Below are 19,589 nucleotides of genomic sequence, written 5' to 3' on the forward strand. Positions count from 1 at the left end.
ATCCGCTAATCGTTAACCCGTTAATGATTAGAAAGACCCACAATATGGCGATAACGTTTAGTGCGCTGTTTGGTTTTATATTGATCGATTAATAAACTCCACAATGGTGAATCATTAGTGTGTGGCGACTTACCTTGGCTTACACGACGAAGTTGGCGTTTAATGACGGCCATCGTCGCCAGTCCAGCCAAAGGTTTACTCTGCCAATTCACTGTTGGAATTGACGGGACAAACTCTGGCTGAATTTGCCATCTATTGGCTAAGTCAGGATAGAAGGCGAGGGCGCTAGCGATACCACATAATGCAAAACCAGCATCAATAACTTGTTGAGCCACAGGCAGGCGATGAATACCTCCGGTTAACATTAATGGAATAGGGCTACGCTGGACCAATTGCGCTGTTAAACTTAAAAAATAAGCCTCTCGAGCTAACGTTCGCTCATCAGCACTGCGACCTTGCATGGCTGGTGCTTCGTAGCTGCCACCTGATAATTCCACCATTTCAACGTGATACTGTGCCAACATATTAATGACGGTTTCGGCGTCGTCGACATCAAAGCCACCGCGTTGGAAATCGGCAGAGTTGAGTTTTACTGCTATGTCGAAATCGGCACCACATTGAAGTCTTACTTGCTTAACCACTTCGAGTAATAACTTGGCACGATTTTCAAGCTTTCCGCCCCATTGATCATTACGTTGATTGGTTAACGGCGATAAAAATTGAGCTAGCAAATATCCGTGTGCAGCATGAATTTGCACCCCATCAAACCCAGCTTGTTGAGCCAATTGTGCCGTGGTAACAAACCGTTGGATAACCTCTTCAATGTCTGCTGTTGTCATCGCTTTTGGTTGAGAGAACATTGATGAGTGTTTGCCTAAATCGAGTGCGATGGCAGAAGGGGCTAGGTTTTTACCGCCCATCGCTTTAAACACCTGACGGCCTGGATGATTGATTTGCATCCATATTCTGGCGCTATTTTGCTTAGCTGTTTTGGCCCATTGGATGAACGGCTCAAGTGCGCTGTTGGGATCTAATACCACTCCGCCAGGACCTGTCATGGCTAAGGGATCAATCATCACATTACCAGTGATCATTAATCCGACGCCGCCTTTTGCCCATGTTTCATACAAGTTGAACAATGCGTCATCAGGTTGTTGTAAGGTGTTAGCAAGGTTTTCTTCCATTGCGGCTTTAACCAATCTATTGGGGATGATGGCACCATTGCTCAATGTGTATGGTGTGAAAATGGTATGAGCCATGAAATAATGTCCTAAGGTAAGCCGCTGAATTAATGTGTTGTTTATCCTACAAGTAGCCTAGATAGTCAATTATCCTCATTGATAGCGATAAAAAAAGCACTGCCACAGGCAGTGCTTTCATCATCTCGTTACTCTATTTAGCGTTAGATTTAGCGCTAAATTGAGATCTAGATTTCGAGCAAACAAAATCCAGATTGATATGTTTTTAAATACGATAAGTTAGGGTTAACTTCGCATTACGCTCTTCGCCGGGTAATCCGCCTAAGAACATCGCCTTATCGTAATATGTTTCATTAAATAAGTTATTAATGTTCAATTGGATTTTATAACGTTCAACGTCATAACTAATCGCTGAATCGATTACCGTATAACTTGGCACATAACCATCTGGAATACCAAATGAGCTAGAGTGTGTGCTGCGTTCATCGACATATTTAGCCCCAAGACTGATTGATACCGGTGCTGGTAAGGCAAATTCTGCGGCATAAGTTACCCAAGCGCCCGCTGTGACGTAAGGTACACCTTTTTGGCGTTGGCCATAATCACTACTATTTGGATTTTGATTGTCTCTAGCATCTTGGTAAACCGCGTTAACGTTGACTTTCCATTGGTCACTTAAATATGCATTCAGATCTAACTCGACCCCTTTAGTATCTTCGCTGCCGTCGTAAAAATACGGGAAGATATCAGGTGTTGCTTCGCTGCTTTCGTATTCTGGATTGGTATAAGCCACATTAGTACGTGATGTTTTGAAAAAGACCAAAGATGCGAGCAATTGATCATCAAATGCTTTGGCACGAATACCTAAATCATTACTGATAGATTGAGAATCTTCACGGTCTGCTTCATTGCCTTTTACATCGCCTAACACACTGTATGCTGTACGGCCTTTAGAATGATTAACGAAAATAGAGATATCGTCAGTAGGCATATAAGTTAGGCCTAAATTGTAGGTTACACCGTTATCTGTGGTATCCGCTTCTGGTTGAGGGTCTGCTAAGCTACTACTGTAACGAGCATCGACACCCAAGTGTTCATAACTTTGTTTAATTTCATTGAATGCGACACCAATACGGCTAGTAAACCCGCCACCTAAATAACCCACATGTTGTAAGCCTAAGCCCCAAGCTGTGACAGATTTATTGTAGTTACTGGTTAATAATGGATCGTAGTCTTCAAATTCACCTTCGCCCCAATTGGGGTTACGGATATCATAAATATACGGTAGTGAACCTTGATATGACAAATTACCATCGGCATCTTTCAAGGTATAATCGGCGTCGTAAATTGAATACTGTTTAAAGCGAATATCGCGATCTTCAAAGTTAGCATTAACCAATAATTCGTTACTGATATTGCCAATGTCGAAGTCATAACGTAAGTCGGCAAAATACTGCCATGACTTTTCTTCTGCCGAGACTTTACGGTATTCCTGACGGCGTGCCGCATAAGGGTATAGAGTGCCATCTTCAACCAAGGGCGCACGTGGGTCAGCGTTAATGACGCCACTACGTTGCCAATAAACATAATTATAAGCCCCTGTTTGACGAGCAAAGCTGGTTTCGTAATTACGGTATTGCAGTTGTTGGTTTAAAAATAAGTCATCGGTTAAGTACACATTATGACTTAGTTTAAAGCGCAACTCTTCGCCTTCATTGTCTTTCGCCATTGGTGAAATAAGACCGTTATGACCAAACTCATACGGTGTTAGGCCATCATTTGCGCTTAACGAGTCGGTTAATTGTTGGCGCTGATCGTCTGTGAGTTGTAAACCATTACTGGTAGGGTCGTTGACTAAGTCTTGCCAGCTGACTTCACCAGCGGTTTTCCCCTCGACTGAAGCTGCGTTATAAATGCGGATAGGATGGCCGATTGAATCAACGGGGATCGCATCGCTAATATATGCTGTTGATAGCATAATATTTTGGTTTTCATTCAATACATATTTAAGCGAGCCATATATTTCATCGCGGTCGGTACCAAGATCTCGATAACCTGTACTACGAGCCGTTTTTGCCACGAGGCGATAGGCTAAATCGTCAGTTATTCCGCCCGTAGAATCGGCCATGAGAGAATAACTATCCCATTGACCCACTTCAGCTTCAAACAACTGTTTACTGTCAAATTGAGGTTTTTTCTCAATAAGGTTAATCACGCCACCCGCGCTGCCCATACCATACAGACCAGTAGCAGGGCCCTTGAGTACTTCAACGGAACTCACGTTGGTTAGTGAACGAGTTGGATTAAAGGTGTTACCTAATCCAGCACCGCCATACATACCATCGTAAGTGTAGTTGGCACCTAATCCGCGCACGACTAAATTGTCGCCAATACCATAATTATTACCCGCTTGAGTTACGCCGCTGATGTTACGAACCAAATCTTGCATGTTGGTGATGCCTTGGGCATCAATTAATGCTTCATCAACAATCACCACCGCGGCAGGCGTTTCCATCAGCGACATATCAGATTTGGTTGCTAAGCCGGAGTTCATCACTACTTGGTTTTGTCTGCCATAAACTGTTATTCGTTCATAATTGGTAGAGGATGATGCATTGGTCGTATCATCTGCAGGTTGTGTTGTAACCTCAGATTGGGAAGTAGGCGTTTGTGCGTGAGCATAAACGGGAAACAGTACACTTTGACAAGCAAGGGCGAGTAGCGATAAACGTAATGGCGTCATAACGGGTTAGGCTCTTTATTAACAATGTTGCGAATGATAATGATTATCATAAGTATTGCAATGGTGTGTTGTGATAAATGTGGCAAAGAATGGATTTTGGTGATTTGATTGCTGATCAATTGCACAATTTGAGTGAGGAATGAGCATGGTTAACTTGCCAATAAAGGGCATAAATCATGGTAAAGCTTAGGTATTAAGTGGCTTAAGCACACATTAGTATTTGTTATCCAATAAGTGCACCGCATCTCACGCTGATGATTAATTGTAATGCGATAATATCCAGATTGTTTGTACAGGGTGAAAAACTTTGCCTGTACATTCATATATGAAGCGTTTGCTATTCGCATCTTAGGTGGTTTTGGGTATATAATCTGCCTCCGAAACGGTGTTGTGATAAACGTATAAGCGTAAACGATTCACTAACACGCCAAAGCACTTAAGGTAATCAAATGAATTTAAAGCTAGAACTGCAGACATTGAATGATAAATTAGACAAGTTTCGTCGCAAGTTAGCTGCGGCTGAAGCACGTGGCGATGCCACGATTGTCCTGCAGTTTAAGAAAGAAGTGGCGACAGTGACTAAGCGAATCGCCAGCATTAAAGGCCAGCAAACTCGCGAGTTCAGCAAAGAAGGTGTGGCGCTGAAAGCGTTAGGATTTAAGCGCGTGCTGACTAAAGCCGAACAAGCCGATATGGGTAAGTTAAACAAGTCGGTTAAAGGTTTAGTCGTTGTGCATCCTTTAACGGCATTAGGCCGTGAAATGGGCATAAAAGATGTGACGGGTTTTGCGCCTGCTAAGTTCTAATATTTTCTTTTACAGTTAGTTGTCGTAAGGTTAATTCATGTCGGTAAAGTATATCGCAACATCTAAGTTACCCACTCCTTGGGGTGTTTTTGCTATGCACGGTTTTGAAGAAACCGCGACAGGTAAAGAACACGTTGCTTTGACATTTGGTCAACTGGATCCCACAGAGCCCATGTTAGGTCGTATTCATTCTGAATGTTTGACCGGTGATGCATTATTTAGTTTACGTTGTGATTGTGGTTTTCAATTACAAGCAGCAATGCAGAGTATTGCTGAACAAGGGCAGGGGTTTCTTCTGTACTTGCGCCAGGAAGGCCGTGGTATTGGGTTGCTTAATAAAATAAGAGCTTACGAGCTGCAAGATGCTGGTGCTAATACGGTTGAAGCGAATGAGCGTTTAGGCTTTGAAGCTGATATGCGTAAATACGACATGGTTTTGCCGATGTTAACGCAAATTGGCGTGACTAAAGTAAAGTTGATGACCAATAACCCGCGTAAAGTGATGGCGATGCAAAATATGGGTATCGAAGTCGCAGAACGTATTCCGTTACAAGTGGGAAAGAATCGCTATAACGAATCATACTTAAAGACCAAATCAACAGAGTTGGGCCATATGATGTCGGAATACCATTTCCACGATGAATAGTCTGCAACAATAATAGTCTAAATGATGATGAAACAAAGGCAGAACTTACCGCTTATTGAATCATCATTGTTTGATTACCTGCGTTTTATAGATGTAACCTTCCGCTTATCTTTGATGATATTGCTTATTGTTTGTAGCAGTATGAGTCATGCTGCTGAATTAACGCCGACTACACCACCTGAGCTTATCACTGAACCTGACGCGTCTCATTATGCATTTGCCAATTACCTAGGCAGCGGTGTGTATCGAACTTCTGGCCAAAGCGCTGCTGTCGCCAATATTCCTATGGGATTTGTGCTTGACTCAACAGATGACTATTTATTGAAGTTACGCTTTACTGCATCATTTGGTTTTTTTGATTACTCCTTTAATGACCTACCTCAAGGCAGCATTCCTAACAATGTCGGCACAATTACTCTAACCCCTGGGCTTGAATATCACTGGCTGGTGGACGACAAGTTAACGCTTGAGAGCTATGTTGATTTAGGCTATGGACATAATTTTTCAACTTACAGTCATGTGGGTATTTTTTCCACTGGCGTTTCTGCACTCTATAAACTTGATGCGCCTTTGTTTACCCCTATTTGGGTAAATCGGATTTATTATGCAGGTTACCAAAGTAATCAAAACGACAGCACAGAAGGCTATTCGGTTTTTAAAACAGGTGTAGATTTTGGGGTTAATTATGATTGGCAGTGGCAAGATGTCCGGGTTGAACCGAGATTGTTTATTGCCGGACACTGGTATTTCGATAAACTAAAATTTGTTACCCCAGTTGGGAAAGATGTTCTAACCTCATACACCTATGAAATAGGCGCAACGCTAGCATTCTCTAAACCTATCAACTTGAGTGCGATAGGCTTAGACAGTGTCGAAATTGAACATTTTGGATTAAGTTATCAAGTCGGTGGTGGGCTTAAAGTGTGGCGCTTAATTTTTGAATTTCCGCTATAAGCCCTACCAATGTGAATAGGTGAATACATTAATTTGAGCTAGTTCCCCAAATATTGGCATTCACAGGTTCTGTCGATGCAGTCTCTGAGCTAGCTTTAGCAGAAACGACTTTATTTGCTGCAGGTTTAGCCGCATTCACTTTGGCTTTGGCTGGCCGAGATTTAGCGGAAAATGATCCACGGCTATCTTCTTTAGGCGGCGGTAATGGCAGCTTGTTTGCTTTACGATATAAGTATTCAACTTTGTCACGAGCCCAAGGCGTTTTACGTAAAAACTTCAAGGTTGATTTTACACTCGGGTTATCTTTGAAACACTGAATGTTTATCCTAGATGCGAGCTCTTCCCAGCCGTACTTTTCAACGAGTGAAGTCACGATAGTTTCTAGTTTTATGCCGTGAAGCGGATTGTTTGCTTGTGTCATGAGCCGTGCGAGCTAATTAAGTTTGGCAATATTATACCCACATTGTTGCCAAAGTGATATCAACACAAAAACGGCAGCCGAAGCTGCCGTTTATTGATGATATTAACCTCTATAGCTCGTTGACTAGTTCAACTTTGTCATCTTCGTCAGTGTCAATATCCCCTTTGCCTTTGGTTTTAATAATAATCATTGTCGCAATGATTGCGGTAGTGACTAAACCTGCAATGGTTGACACCGTCATCGGTAGACCTGCACCTAATGTTGATGAGTTCAACATAAAGCTAATCACAACACAGGTCATGAACATAGCCGGTACAGTACAAATCCAATGGAATTTATTGTAGCGCAGTAAGTAAGCTGAAGCGGTCCATAACATTAATACAGCAGTAGTCTGGTTTGCGACACCAAAGTAGCGCCAGATAATACCAAAGTCGACTTGAGTCAATACGGCACCGACGACAAATAATGGTAACGCGAGCATTAAACGCTTCGGTAACTCAATTTGCTTGATGTTAAAGAACTCTGCCAAAATTAATCGCGCTGAACGAAATGCGGTATCGCCAGAGGTGATAGGCAATACAATGACACCTAAGATAGCCAAGAAGCCACCAAATGTACCCAATAGCCCATTAGATGCTTCGTATACAACATTTGCTGGGTTACCAGCCATACCGACATTCAATCCTTCAACACCACCAAAGAATGATAATGCAATTGCACACCAAATTAATGCAATAACACCTTCACCAATCATGGCGCCAAAAAACACAAAGCGGCCGTTTGATTCATTTTCAACGCAGCGCGCCATTAAAGGTGATTGTGTTGCATGGAATCCCGATACTGCACCACATGCAATCGTGATGAACAAGGCTGGCCATAATGGCATGTCATTTGGGTTTAAGTTGCTAAAGAAGTCACCCATTTCAAAGCCAGGTAACATGGTATGTTCGGTTGATAATGCTAACGCTATAATCAGTCCGAGTGACATAAAGACCAGTAATGCACCAAAGAATGGATATAAGCGACCAATAATCTTGTCGATAGGCACGATGGTAGCAATTAAATAATACACAAAAATGATACCAACAAAGATGGTGACATCTAGTCCGGTAAGTTTGCTTAGTAATCCTGCAGGAGCAGAGATAAACACCACGCCAACTAGCAACAATAAGATAATGGCAAACAAGTTCATAAAGTGTTTGGCATTTTTACCTAAATATTTACCAGCCAAGTTAGGAACTGATTGACCGTTATTGCGTACCGATAACATCCCCGAAAAATAATCGTGAACCGCACCGGCAAAAATACAACCAAATACTATCCATAGCATCGCCGCCGGGCCATAAAGGGCACCTAGGATCGGACCAAAAATTGGACCGACACCAGCAATGTTTAACAGTTGAATTAAATATACTTTCCCTTTAGACATCGGTACGAAGTCGACACCGTCTGTCTGAGTGAAAGCAGGCGTTTGTCTTTGGGTGTTAATGCCGAACACTTTTTCGACAAAAGCCCCATAAATAAAATAGCCGCCAATTAGCAGGCCTACACAAAGTAAAAACCACGTCATTTTGTTATCTCCCCATTTTTATAGTGACATCATTTTAAAACATCAAAATAGGGTATTTGGGACTAACTGAGTGACAGGTTAAAAAGGCTGAGTAAGCGGTAAATAGTCATCCTGAGCGGTGTTGGTGGTTGGGCAAATGTGGTGCATGTCACGCTTTATGTGGCGTATACCTAGTTATTGAAATCCAAGCAACTGCTTTAACTCTTTAAGATAACGACGTGACACAGGTACTTTTGCCCCGCTATGGGTGGTGACTTCTGCACCCGTGTCGGTGATTTCAATTTCTGAAATAGCACTTGTGGCCAGTAAGTATTGTTTATGGCAACGAAATAGCGCGGTTTTTTGTTCTAATACCTTAAGGGTTAATTGGGTGTGACTGAAACCTTTATTGGAGCACACGTGAATACCGCCTACATCACTGACTATAAATTCTACATCAGCGGTAGCGACAACTTTGAGTTTATTGCCACTGTAGCAGGGTAAATGGGCTAATTGCGTTGGCAGTATCTGCGTCATTAGTTGCGGCGTCATGTTGGTGCGTACTTTGTCTAAAGTTTGGTTAAAGCGTTTTTCATCGATGGGTTTAAGTAAGTAGTCGAATGCATTGTTATCAAATGCTTTGATCGCATATTCATCAAATGCGGTAATAAATACTGCTCGTGGCATTTTTTCAGGATTAAGCATGGCGATTAACTCCATGCCATTTATCCGTGGCATTTGAATATCAACAAAAATCAGATCGGGCTTTAACAGGTTAATTTGTTGTAGTGCTTCAATAGCATTACTACACTGTCCAAGGACTTTGATATCAGGATGTTTGTCGAGTAAATCTGCCACTTCTTGGCGGGCGAAGGGTTCATCATCAATGATTAAGCACGAGATCATTGGTCAATTTCCTTTAACGGTAAACGCACACTAACGCGGGTGAATACATCGGGTTCACACTCAACTTCAATACCGTATTGGCTGCCAAATAAATTTTGAATTCGTTTGTGGACTAAGTTCATGCCTAAACCATCTGTGTTTTTAGAGGGTTGATATAAACCGGCATTATCGGTCACGTTAAGCAATAAGTCATCGCCGTCTAATGTGGCTTTAACATCAATAACACCAGCATCGAGCATCCGCGACGTACCGTGTTTAACTGCATTTTCAATCAAAGGCTGTAAGGTAAATGCAGGCATTTTTTGGTGATGATAAATCATAGCAATATCTATGTTGACGTGCAGTTTGTCGATAAAACGGGCGCGTTCAATGGCTAGGTAAGCGTCTATGTGCTCAAGTTCATCAGCCATTGTCACAAGTCCAGTCGTTCGGGTTAAGTTGATGCGTAAAAATTGCGATAACTGCTGTAATAATTGTTTAGACATTTGCGGGTCACGCTTAATAATCGCACTGATTGTATTGAGTGCATTAAATAAAAAGTGCGGATTAACTTGAGCTTGTAGCAATTTTATCTCTGCTTGCATCAATAAGTTTTGCTGTTGTTCAAAGCGGCCATAAAGAATTTGGTTAGACAGTAACCTGGCAATACCTTCGCCTAAAGTACGATTAATGTTTAAAAACAATTTGTTTTTAGGCTCGTATAATTTAATGGTGCCAATGACTTCGTCGTTACTGCGCAGCGGAATAACTAGGCTTGAGCCTAAACTGCAATTGGGCGATATAGAACAGGAATAAGTGGTATCGACACCATCAGCAAACATCACACTATTTTGTGCGATGGCTTCGAGAGTGATTTTTGAGGAAATAGGCGTATTAGGTATATGGTGATCGGCACCAAGCCCAATAAATGCCAGTAATTTAGTGGTGTCGGTAATGGCGACTGCGCCGACTTGGGTTTCTTCTATTACTATCTGGGCGACTTTTTGGCTCGACTCTAAATCAAACCCCTTAGACAGTAAGCCGACACTGCGCTCAGCTATTTTGAGTGCTTTAGTCGAAAAGCTGGAAGAAAGTTTATCAAACATGGCCTTTTGGTCGCGAACAATACTCATAAACATCGCCGCGCCTAGTGAGTTAATCAGTAGCATTGGCGGGGCGATGAGTTTGACTAATTCCCAGGCTTGGTCAAAGGGTTTTGCGATTAATACAATTATCGACATCTGCATTATTTCAGCCATAAACGTCACACCAAATACCACAATTGGCTGATAAACTATTTCTGATTTACCGGCTTTTTTGAAGTAATAACTGATCATACCCGCGGATAAGCCTTCTAAGGTGGTGGATATGGCGCAAGCAATATCAGTGAATCCACCCATTGAATAACGGTGTAATCCACCAGTTAACCCAACCAGTAGACCAGTGACTGGTCCACCTAATAATCCGCCCAACACAGCGCCCATAGCACGAGTATTGGCGATGGCTCCAGATGTTTGCTCACCAAAGTAAGTCGCCATAATGCAAAAGCTTGAGAACACCAGATAGATAAAAATTTTGTGCGGTAATCTTTTTGATGTTTCTGCGAAAAGTTTAAACAATGGCGTTTTACTGACTAAGTAAACGATAACTAAGTAAACACACATTTGCTGTGTTAGCAGTATTATTAACGACATATATTCTCTTTGGATTAATTAAACGCAGTCAAATTGTGGTGGATATATTATTGACTCTTGTGAGCGTGTATTAACAGGTTAGTCAAGTCTAGTTCTCAGCATCTGGTTTTCAGAATGTGAATGTAATATAAAACCATACTATTTCAATTTCAGTCTGTTGTTAAAAAGCCATCAATAGTAACAATAGGTTATCAACTAAGGTTGTTTTAGAACTGGGATATTGTATTTCGATGCATCGCTGAACTACCACGTTTTGTCACGACTAATGAGTCGACCATGATGAGTTGTCTCAACATATCATTGCTCACAATCGGTAATACGCTATAACTTCGGTATTTGGTGCATCACAGGACCGCATCTATGCCAGTATATTCTGAAGATATTAACCAAAAACTGTTGCTGTTAACGTGATGTTTTACGCAATAAATCAGATTGTTTCACACTACTTTGCTGATAAAACTCATCAATGAGTATTCTGAGAATTTTGGATTTGGCAACTTTGCTGGTTTTGGCTATCTCATCCAATTGTGAAATGCTTTTTTCGGTCAGTGTGAAAGTGGCATGACGATAAATTTTAGTGCTTTTTTTATCGAGCCCTTTTAAGAACTCTTGAGTTGTTGAAGTGATATCGGGTTGACCATGCGATGCCCCAAGACCTAACGCATAATTATTAGCATCTTCGATAAAGTCGTCTACAGATACCTTTACTCGGGTATCTTTGGGTTTCTTGCGCTTAAGATCAGTTAAACTCATAACTATTTTCTGGTGGAATGGCAAAAAGCTCATCGGCAATGGCTCTAATTTCATCTGCCGCTTTACCGCTAGGATCGATTTCAAGCACTGAAGAGCCGCTTTCTTCGCTGTCATCATAGATGTTACGACTAAACGTCACTGAATTGAGTGCGCGTAAACCAAAAGACTCAACCACTTCCTTAGCTTCTAAAATCCGTTTACCTTGAGATGGCAGTGCAGGGCATTGTGTTATCACAATGGCGGCAATCATTTTAGGATTGACCATTTTACAAGTACTGAGCATGTCTTCCATATGAGGTAAGGTTTTAAGATCGCGTCGCTTAGGACGAAGTGGGATAACAACATAGGTTGCGACAGACATGGCAGCTCGCATTGCTAGATTATCCTGGCCACCACAATCAACAATGACATAGTCAAACCGATCATTAAGACTCAGTAGATCATTACGGATTTTTCCATAAAGCTGAATACAATTGATGGCTTTTAGGCTGGGGTCATTATTACGAGCTTGGATCCAGTCGGATGTAGTTCGTTGCGGATCGCAGTCAACCATAAGTACATTCGCATCGTGTTTTTGGCTAATATGTACAGCAATATTTTGTGCTAAACAGCTTTTGCCACTGCCACCTTTTTCTCCACCAACCAGCAATATCATGTTGTGATCCTTGATGCTAGGCGCTTTGTAGCACCGAAAATATCGATTAGTATTTTATCTTGAGTATAGAGCAGCCATAAAGGACTGCATGAAAATAATCAATTAAATTAGCTGTAAAGCAATATGGTAACTATGAGGTGAGCATTCGGTGCAACGGCAAACTTGGCCTTTAATGGTATTTTGTTTATCGGTGTTTTCATTGAACGTTAAGGCTATCAAATCACCCACTTTAAAAGAGGTTTTAAAGTCAAATAATACCCCTTTGCGAGCAAGATCGATGCAGATACCATGGTCGACACATGATTCTCCATGAGCATTAATCCAATCTAGGCGGATCCGCTCAGCTTCCATATCTACACGTAACGAACCGCGTTTCTCTTCGAATCCTGTTGGCTCTTGGCCCATCCTGTTTCTCCTTGAAATGATCCGTCTATCGGCATCTTGAACTGTTGTTTGGCGATAATTCAACATCAAGACTATAGATGCCTAATTACCGCTAGCCTTACAACATTCTATTGTTTAGCTCATTATTGTTGTCGTTAACATTCAGTGCTGAGTGTTAACGTTTTACATCGACTTATAAATTTACCTTTCTATGCTGTTAGTAATTTTTAGCATAACTGCTTTGTTAAGCAAGACAAAATTATCATTATAATGCTGAGCCATCGATACTCGGTATGTTGAGTGGCAGTTAAGGCGATTAATTATCGTAGTCTTGGTTTTTAGGGTAAGGCATTTTCAACTGACCCCAACGGATCACAATTACCGTGCCAGCCAGTAAAATTGTCGACAGTGAAATGGCTAAAATACGCCAATCTTCCATGCCTTTCATGTCTAAAATCAAGTATCGAGCCAATGCAACAATTGCAATATAAAGCGGCATACGAATAGGTAATTTACCGGACTCAATATAATTAACGACCATCGCTAAAACTTCAAGATAAATAAACAGTAATAGTAAATCGGCCAGCTCGACGGTTCGAATGGCAATCATGTGGAGAATTTCTTCACCAATAGCAAATACCGTTGCCAGTGCGATAATTAATAATACTAAATGTTCGATATTTTTTAAGGATTTTAGTCCTACTTTTCGCAGTAATGGCATAGTCATCTTCATTAATAAAATCAAAACACTATTATTGACGACTTCCGCATAATTTCCCAGTGATCTGGGTCGATTTTTTGAGATAAACTGTGGTTTGCAGAATAAGTGGTTAATATACTCTCCACTCAATATCGATATAGTATGATTTACGCCGTTATGAGTCATTAGTTAGCGTTTTATCTTTACTAGGCTCAGATTAATCCTTCACGAGGCTAGAGTCATGCCATTCAATAGACATAAAAAAACCGCTAAAGCGATGCTCTAGCGGTTTGTCTAAATAAAGGTAAACGATTAACGTTTTAAACCTTCATTTAGTAGGGGACGCATAGTTTTAACTAATTGCGTGGTCACTTTTGGACTACCAGCCACAATGTTTCCTGAAACCATATAGTTGTGTCCGCCCATAAAGTCAGTAACAGTACCGCCAGCTTCACGACAAATTAAGTCGCCCGCAGCAATGTCCCACGGCTTAAGACCAATTTCAAAGAAACCATCTAAACGGCCTGCAGCGACGTAAGCTAAATCTAATGCAGCAGAACCACCACGACGGATATCAGCACATAATGGGAATACTTCACCCAAAATAGCCATATAGCTTTCAGTGTGTTGACGTGCTTTGAATGGGAAACCGGTGCCAATCATGGTGCTGCTCAAATCATTTACGTTGGTTACACGTAAACGGAAATCATTGAGCTTAGCGCCTTTGCCGCGAATTGCTGAAAATAATTCTTCACGGACAGGATCGTAAATAACGGCAACTTCAATTTTGCCTTTATATTGTAATGCGATAGATACCGCGAAGTGAGGAATACCACGAACGAAGTTGTTAGTGCCATCCAAAGGATCAACAATCCAAATGTAGTCTTTATCAGTACCACGGTTTTCACCGTTTTCTTCACCAATAATGGTGTGGTCTGGATAAGATTTACGAATTTGATATGTAATAGTTGCTTCTACTTCCTTGTCTACACTAGTCACAAAATCATTAATACCTTTACTGCTTACCTCAACACGGTCAAGTTCAGTATAGGCGCGCATAATAGTTTGGCCCGCGGCGCGAGCAGCGCGCGTGGCAATAGTCAGCATCGGATGCATTGCAATCCCCTGGATGTTAAAGAACGAGTAAAATAGCGCCCGCATTATACTTAATTTGACAGTTATATCAAATGCAGATTTTCATATAACGTAATTTTTAACGATTGTGATAATATACGGATAATATTTTTAGCTAAAAGAAAGTGCTACATGCTCAGTAATATTCGTGTTGTTTTAGTTGGTACCTCACACCCTGGTAATATTGGCTCTACTGCTAGAGCGATGAAAACCATGGGCTTATCAAATTTATATCTTGCAGAGCCAAGAACAGAGCCTGATGGGCAATCGATAGCACTAGCTGCTGGTGCGTCAGACATTCTGAAAAACCTTACGCGAGTTGATTCGTTAGAAGAAGCCATAGCCGATTGTAGTCTAGTCATTGCCACGAGTGCACGCAGCCGTACTCTTGATTGGCCGATGCTTGATCCTCGTGAAGCGGGTTTGAAACTCACTAAAGAAAGCTTAAATGGCCCTGTTGCTATTGTTTTTGGTCGTGAGAATCATGGCTTAAGTAATGAAGAGTTACAAAAATGTACCTACCATGTAGCTATTCCGGCAAACCCAGAATATAGCTCGCTAAACTTGGCTCAAGCAGTACAAATTATTTGTTATGAAACTCGAGTTGCCCATCTAGCGCAAACAGAAACACCCGCTGTAACGGATGAATATCCATTAACCTCTGAGCTAGAACGTTTCTTTGTCCATTTAGAGTCGACGTTGTCTAAAACAGGGTTTGTGATTAAGAATCATCCTGGACAAGTGATGACTAAACTTCGTCGTTTATACACTCGTGCACGTATTGAAGCACCAGAGATGAATATTCTTCGTGGTATTTTGACTTCCATTGATAAGAAAATGGATAAACAAGATTAAGCAGTAAAGGAACATACCATGGGCGTCATCGATAGACTAAAAGAAGACATTGAATCGATATATCATCGAGATCCAGCCGCAAACAGTACCTTAGAGATAATATTTAATTATCCCGGTATGCACGCGATTTGGATCCACCGTATTAGTCATAAACTCTGGCTTGCCAACTGGCGCTTTACTGCGCGTTGTTTATCAACATTTTCGCGTTGGTTAACGGGTGTTGAAATTCATCCTGGCGCGACGATTGGTCGACGTTTTTTTATTGACCATGGTATGGGTGTCGTTATTGGTGAAACCGCTGAAATCGGTGATGATTGCACACTTTATCATAGCGTTACTTTGGGTGGGACCACCTGGCAGCCAGGCAAACGTCATCCTACATTAGGTAATAATGTGGTTATTGGTGCAGGGGCCAAAGTACTTGGACCTATCACTATGCATGATGGTGCACGTGTTGGCTCTAATTCTGTGGTTGTTAAAGATGTCGCAAGCGATCATACCGTCGTAGGTATTCCTGGACGTGTAGTGGCTTCGCCGACCAACCAGTCAAAAGAAAAAACTGAACGTCGCACCGAAATGGCCAAAAAGTACGGTTTTGATGCGTACGCTGTGTCACCAGACAATCCAGATCCGGTCGCTAATGCGATTGGGCAAATGCTTGACCATATGCATTTGATGGACTCTAAAGTACAAGAACTGTGTAATGCCATTCAACAAATGGGCGGTGAAGTCTGTACTAAAAAGTTGCCAGAGTTAACCGTTGATGCATTCGATGAAGCTTCTCGAGAAGCGGCCACTAATCGTAAACATGACATTGATAAGTTCGACCCGAGTATTTAATAATCCGTAAGTCATTGTAGATTCAAGTCAAAGAAATGGCCGATAATGCGATTAATTTCCGTGTCGGCATTGAATCTTACAAGATAAAAAGGTTAAATACGCCCTGCGAAAACATGGACCTTTTGGTTATAAGCAATGCCATAATACCCGAGTGTTTTAGTAGGATTAATACTTGACTAAATTACTCGGGTATGTTGAAATTACTGCATACTTTTTGGGAGCAGTACAAGTTATGAAACTTACATCAAAAGGTCGCTATGCAGTGACAGCTATGCTGGATGTTGCGATTCACTCTGCTACTGGTCCTGTACCTTTAGCCGATATTTCTGAAAGACAAGGTATCTCTTTGTCTTATCTTGAACAACTCTTCGCTAAGTTACGTAAACATGGTCTAGTGTCGAGTGTCCGCGGACCCGGTGGTGGTTATCGATTAGGTTTAGAAGCCGTCGATATCTCAGTTGGCATGGTCGTGCATGCTGTTGACGAATCTGTAGATGCCACTCGTTGTCAAGGAAAAGGTAACTGCCAAAGCGGTACTCGTTGCCTAACCCATTCTTTATGGGGTGACTTAAGTAAACAAATTTCAGATTTTTTAAACAGTATTTCTCTTGCAGGTTTAATGCAAAAGCGAGATGTAAGATTTATCTCGTTAAAGCAAGATGAAATACAAAAGGAACATAGAGTGAGTTTGTAACTCAGCTATGTTGATTGATATATAATTATTATTTGTACGTTGTATGTAGCCTCATCTGAGACTGCTAAGTACGGAGTGTGTTATGAAGCTTCCTATCTATTTAGATTATGCCGCAACAACCCCTGTAGATCCGCGTGTCGCAGAAAAAATGATGCAACACATGACAATGGACGGTGTGTTTGGTAATCCAGCATCGCGTTCACATCGTTATGGTTGGCAAGCAGAAGAGGCGGTTGATGTCGCCCGTAATCAAGTTGCCGATTTAATTAATGCTGATCACCGTGAAATTGTTTTCACATCAGGTGCGACAGAGTCAAGTAACCTTGCGATTAAAGGTATTGCCCATTTTTATCATAAAAAGGGCAAGCACATCATCACCAGTAAAACTGAACATAAAGCAACGTTAGACACGTGCCGTCAGTTAGAACGTGAAGGTTATGAAGTCACTTATCTTGTTCCCGATGCTAACGGCATTATCCCAATGGAACGCTTAGAAGCGGCGATGCGTGATGACACTATTTTAGTCAGCATTATGCACGTTAACAACGAGATTGGTGTTATCCATGATATCAACGCAATTGGTGAATTATGTCGTTCAAAAGGCATCTTTTTCCACATGGATGCGGCACAAAGTGCTGGCAAAATACCAATTGACGTTCAAACCACCAAAGTTGATTTGATTTCGATTTCTGGCCATAAAATGTATGGACCAAAAGGTATCGGCGCATTATATGTTCGCCGTAAGCCACGTATTCGTCTTGAATCGCAAATGCACGGTGGTGGACACGAACGCGGTATGCGTAGTGGCACACTAGCAACACATCAAATCGTTGGTTTAGGTGAGGCTGCCGTTGTTGCAAAACAGGACATGGCAGCTGATAGCGCACGTATTACTCATCTACGCGATAAGTTGTGGAACGGTATTAAACACATTGAAGAAACCTATATCAACGGTGATATGGAACAACGCTATAGTGGTATTTTTAACGTGAGCTTCAACTTTGTTGAAGGCGAGTCGTTAATGATGGCCTTGAAAGACTTAGCGGTTTCTTCAGGTTCAGCCTGTACTTCAGCAAGTTTAGAGCCAAGCTACGTATTACGTGCTTTGGGTTTAAATGATGAAATGGCACATAGCTCGATTCGTTTCTCTATTGGTCGCTTTACGACTGATGAAGAAATTGACCACGCTATCAAAACGATAACTGAATCTATCGATAAGTTACGTGAAATGTCTCCATTATGGGAGATGTTCAAAGATGGTATCGATTTAGAGCAAGTCCAATGGGCACATCACTAATTTAATCTTATTAAATGAGTGTAATACCATTAAATCGTAAACTGATAACGACACAGATTTTGGAGCAGTATCATGGCTTATAGCGAAAAAGTAATCGATCATTATGAAAACCCACGTAACGTAGGTTCATTTGATAAGAACGATCCATCAGTAGTAACTGGTATGGTTGGTGCACCCGCCTGTGGTGATGTAATGAAATTGCAACTTAAAATTAATGCTGACGGCATTATTGAAGATGCAAAATTCAAAACCTATGGTTGCGGTAGCGCAATTGCATCTAGCTCATTAGTAACAGAATGGGTCAAAGGCAAAAGCGTTGATGAAGCAGCGACGATTAAGAATGCAGACATCGCCGAAGAGTTAGCATTGCCGCCGGTTAAAATTCATTGCTCAATTTTGGCTGAAGATGCCATTAAAGCAGCAATTGAAGAGTACAAAAGCAGACAAGCTAAGTAATACCTGGAGTTAAGATGGCAATTTCAATGACCCCCGCTGCGGCTGATCGAGTTAGATCGTTTCTTGCTAATCGCGGGAAAGGCCTCGGCTTGCGCCTTGGGTTGAGAACATCAGGTTGTTCAGGAATGGCATACGTCATTGAGTTCGTTGACGATCTCAATGACGATGATGAACTTTATAATATCGAAGGTGTGAATATCATCATCGATGCAAAAAGCTTCATTTATTTGCAAGGTATTGAACTTGATTTTGTCAAAGAAGGCCTAAACGAAGGTTTTCAGTTCAATAACCCTAACGCAAAGGGTGAGTGTGGTTGTGGTGAAAGTTTCACCGTTTAATCATTGTTCATCTAATTAAGCCGTTTTATATCAAACAGTAAGCATGATATCTGCCCATGAATTATTTCGATCTGTTTAATGTAGTACCTGCCTTTGATATCGACACCGCCTTACTTGCAGAGCGCTATCGCGACCTGCAAAGGGCGGTTCATCCCGATAAATTCGCTAATGATACCGAGCAACAAAAGCTCCTTTCAGTACAGCGTACTGCACAAGTTAATGATGGCTATCAAACGTTAAAGAATCCCTTACGCCGTGCTGAACATATGTTGAGCTTGCGCGGAATTGAATTAAGTCATGAAACCACAACATTGAAAGATGGTGCATTTTTGATGCAGCAAATGGAGTGGCGTGAAGCACTTGAAGACATCAAAGATAGTAGTGAACCACAGTCATCAATTGATGAATTGTATGATTCGTTTGCTGAATTTGAGTCAACATTATTCACTAAGCTAGCGACGCTATTGATTAGTGATGAAAGTTCAGATGCTTTATTAGCGGCAGATCAAATTCGTAAGCTAAAGTTTATGGCAAAATTACATGATGAGTTAGCCCGTATTGAAGATGGCTTGCTCGACTAATTGGC

21 protein-coding genes are annotated in these 19,589 nt (G+C 41.5%); 10 read left to right on the forward strand and 11 right to left on the reverse strand.

The window, feature by feature from the left end; all coding sequences use genetic code 11:
• Positions 1–20: 20 nt before the first annotated feature.
• Positions 21–1,259, reverse strand: a complete 1,239-nt coding sequence (locus CXF88_RS18000; RefSeq protein WP_101088106.1) for an NADH:flavin oxidoreductase/NADH oxidase family protein — start codon at positions 1,257–1,259, stop codon at positions 21–23.
• A 205-nt stretch (positions 1,260–1,464) separates the two neighbouring features.
• The gene (locus CXF88_RS18005; RefSeq protein WP_101088108.1) at positions 1,465–3,942 is read right to left on the reverse strand and encodes a TonB-dependent receptor; all 2,478 of its coding nucleotides are present in this window, start codon (positions 3,940–3,942) and stop codon (positions 1,465–1,467) included.
• A gap of 449 nt (positions 3,943–4,391) precedes the next feature.
• Here CXF88_RS18005 and CXF88_RS18010 point away from each other — a divergent pair, with 449 nt between their 5' ends.
• From CXF88_RS18010 to CXF88_RS18020, 3 genes are read left to right on the forward strand one after another with little or no spacing between them, the layout of a single operon-like run.
• A complete protein-coding gene (locus tag CXF88_RS18010) occupies positions 4,392–4,748 on the forward strand; it encodes a YibL family ribosome-associated protein (protein WP_059746680.1) in 357 nt (118 codons plus the stop codon).
• Between the two features lie 37 nt (positions 4,749–4,785).
• Positions 4,786–5,394, forward strand: coding sequence for a GTP cyclohydrolase II (gene ribA / locus CXF88_RS18015; protein WP_101088110.1), 609 nt, complete (start codon positions 4,786–4,788; stop codon positions 5,392–5,394).
• A 21-nt stretch (positions 5,395–5,415) separates the two neighbouring features.
• Positions 5,416–6,348 carry a hypothetical protein gene (locus CXF88_RS18020; protein WP_101088112.1) on the forward strand — a complete coding sequence of 311 codons (933 nt, stop codon included), beginning with the start codon at positions 5,416–5,418 and terminating at the stop codon, positions 6,346–6,348.
• A 28-nt stretch (positions 6,349–6,376) separates the two neighbouring features.
• On the opposite strand, the gene CXF88_RS18025 is transcribed toward CXF88_RS18020, so the two are convergent.
• The 9 genes from CXF88_RS18025 to suhB form a co-directional block, all read right to left on the reverse strand.
• A complete protein-coding gene (locus CXF88_RS18025; protein ID WP_101088114.1) occupies positions 6,377–6,769 on the reverse strand; it encodes a VF530 family protein in 393 nt (130 codons plus the stop codon).
• A 109-nt stretch (positions 6,770–6,878) separates the two neighbouring features.
• Complete coding sequence (locus CXF88_RS18030) at positions 6,879–8,339, reverse strand: carbon starvation protein A (protein ID WP_101088116.1); 1,461 nt, start codon at positions 8,337–8,339, stop codon at positions 6,879–6,881.
• 174 nt (positions 8,340–8,513) lie between these two features.
• Positions 8,514–9,224, reverse strand: a complete 711-nt coding sequence (gene btsR / locus CXF88_RS18035) for a two-component system response regulator BtsR (RefSeq protein ID WP_101088118.1) — start codon at positions 9,222–9,224, stop codon at positions 8,514–8,516.
• A complete protein-coding gene (locus tag CXF88_RS18040) occupies positions 9,221–10,897 on the reverse strand; it encodes a sensor histidine kinase (RefSeq protein ID WP_101088120.1) in 1,677 nt (558 codons plus the stop codon). The genes btsR and CXF88_RS18040 overlap by 4 nt, the downstream gene beginning before the upstream one ends.
• Positions 10,898–11,299: 402 nt before the next feature.
• Complete coding sequence (locus CXF88_RS18045) at positions 11,300–11,650, reverse strand: replication protein RepA (RefSeq protein WP_101088122.1); 351 nt, start codon at positions 11,648–11,650, stop codon at positions 11,300–11,302.
• Positions 11,637–12,305, reverse strand: coding sequence for an AAA family ATPase (locus CXF88_RS18050; RefSeq protein WP_011637885.1), 669 nt, complete (start codon positions 12,303–12,305; stop codon positions 11,637–11,639). Before CXF88_RS18050 ends, CXF88_RS18045 begins: the two co-directional genes overlap by 14 nt.
• 102 nt (positions 12,306–12,407) lie before the next feature.
• Complete coding sequence (locus CXF88_RS18055; protein WP_101088124.1) at positions 12,408–12,710, reverse strand: PilZ domain-containing protein; 303 nt, start codon at positions 12,708–12,710, stop codon at positions 12,408–12,410.
• A 295-nt stretch (positions 12,711–13,005) separates the two neighbouring features.
• A complete protein-coding gene (locus CXF88_RS18060) occupies positions 13,006–13,410 on the reverse strand; it encodes a phosphate-starvation-inducible PsiE family protein (protein ID WP_041413049.1) in 405 nt (134 codons plus the stop codon).
• Positions 13,411–13,701: 291 nt separating this feature from the next.
• Positions 13,702–14,505, reverse strand: coding sequence for an inositol-1-monophosphatase (gene suhB / locus CXF88_RS18065; protein ID WP_011637882.1), 804 nt, complete (start codon positions 14,503–14,505; stop codon positions 13,702–13,704).
• 150 nt (positions 14,506–14,655) lie between these two features.
• Between suhB and trmJ the strand changes: the two genes are divergently transcribed.
• The 7 genes from trmJ to hscB all read left to right on the forward strand — a co-directional run bounded on the left by trmJ (position 14,656) and on the right by hscB (position 19,584).
• Positions 14,656–15,378 carry a tRNA (cytosine(32)/uridine(32)-2'-O)-methyltransferase TrmJ gene (gene trmJ, locus CXF88_RS18070; protein WP_101088126.1) on the forward strand — a complete coding sequence of 241 codons (723 nt, stop codon included), beginning with the start codon at positions 14,656–14,658 and terminating at the stop codon, positions 15,376–15,378.
• 18 nt (positions 15,379–15,396) lie between these two features.
• Positions 15,397–16,218 carry a serine O-acetyltransferase gene (gene cysE / locus CXF88_RS18075; RefSeq protein ID WP_011637880.1) on the forward strand — a complete coding sequence of 274 codons (822 nt, stop codon included), beginning with the start codon at positions 15,397–15,399 and terminating at the stop codon, positions 16,216–16,218.
• 232 nt (positions 16,219–16,450) lie between these two features.
• Positions 16,451–16,912 (forward strand): Fe-S cluster assembly transcriptional regulator IscR, encoded by a 462-nt coding sequence (gene iscR / locus CXF88_RS18080; RefSeq protein WP_101088228.1) that lies wholly within the window; start codon positions 16,451–16,453, stop codon positions 16,910–16,912.
• Positions 16,913–16,994: 82 nt separating this feature from the next.
• Positions 16,995–18,209, forward strand: coding sequence for an IscS subfamily cysteine desulfurase (locus tag CXF88_RS18085; RefSeq protein ID WP_101088128.1), 1,215 nt, complete (start codon positions 16,995–16,997; stop codon positions 18,207–18,209).
• Between the two features lie 72 nt (positions 18,210–18,281).
• Complete coding sequence (gene iscU, locus CXF88_RS18090) at positions 18,282–18,665, forward strand: Fe-S cluster assembly scaffold IscU (protein WP_011637877.1); 384 nt, start codon at positions 18,282–18,284, stop codon at positions 18,663–18,665.
• A 14-nt stretch (positions 18,666–18,679) separates the two neighbouring features.
• Positions 18,680–19,003: an iron-sulfur cluster assembly protein IscA gene (iscA, locus tag CXF88_RS18095; RefSeq protein ID WP_011637876.1), complete on the forward strand. Its 324-nt coding sequence runs from the start codon at positions 18,680–18,682 to the stop codon at positions 19,001–19,003.
• Positions 19,004–19,059: 56 nt separating this feature from the next.
• The gene (gene hscB, locus CXF88_RS18100) at positions 19,060–19,584 is read left to right on the forward strand and encodes a co-chaperone HscB (RefSeq protein WP_101088130.1); all 525 of its coding nucleotides are present in this window, start codon (positions 19,060–19,062) and stop codon (positions 19,582–19,584) included.
• Positions 19,585–19,589 lie beyond the last annotated feature (5 nt).

This window comes from Shewanella sp. ALD9, from assembly GCF_002836315.1.
Taxonomy (GTDB): domain Bacteria; phylum Pseudomonadota; class Gammaproteobacteria; order Enterobacterales; family Shewanellaceae; genus Shewanella.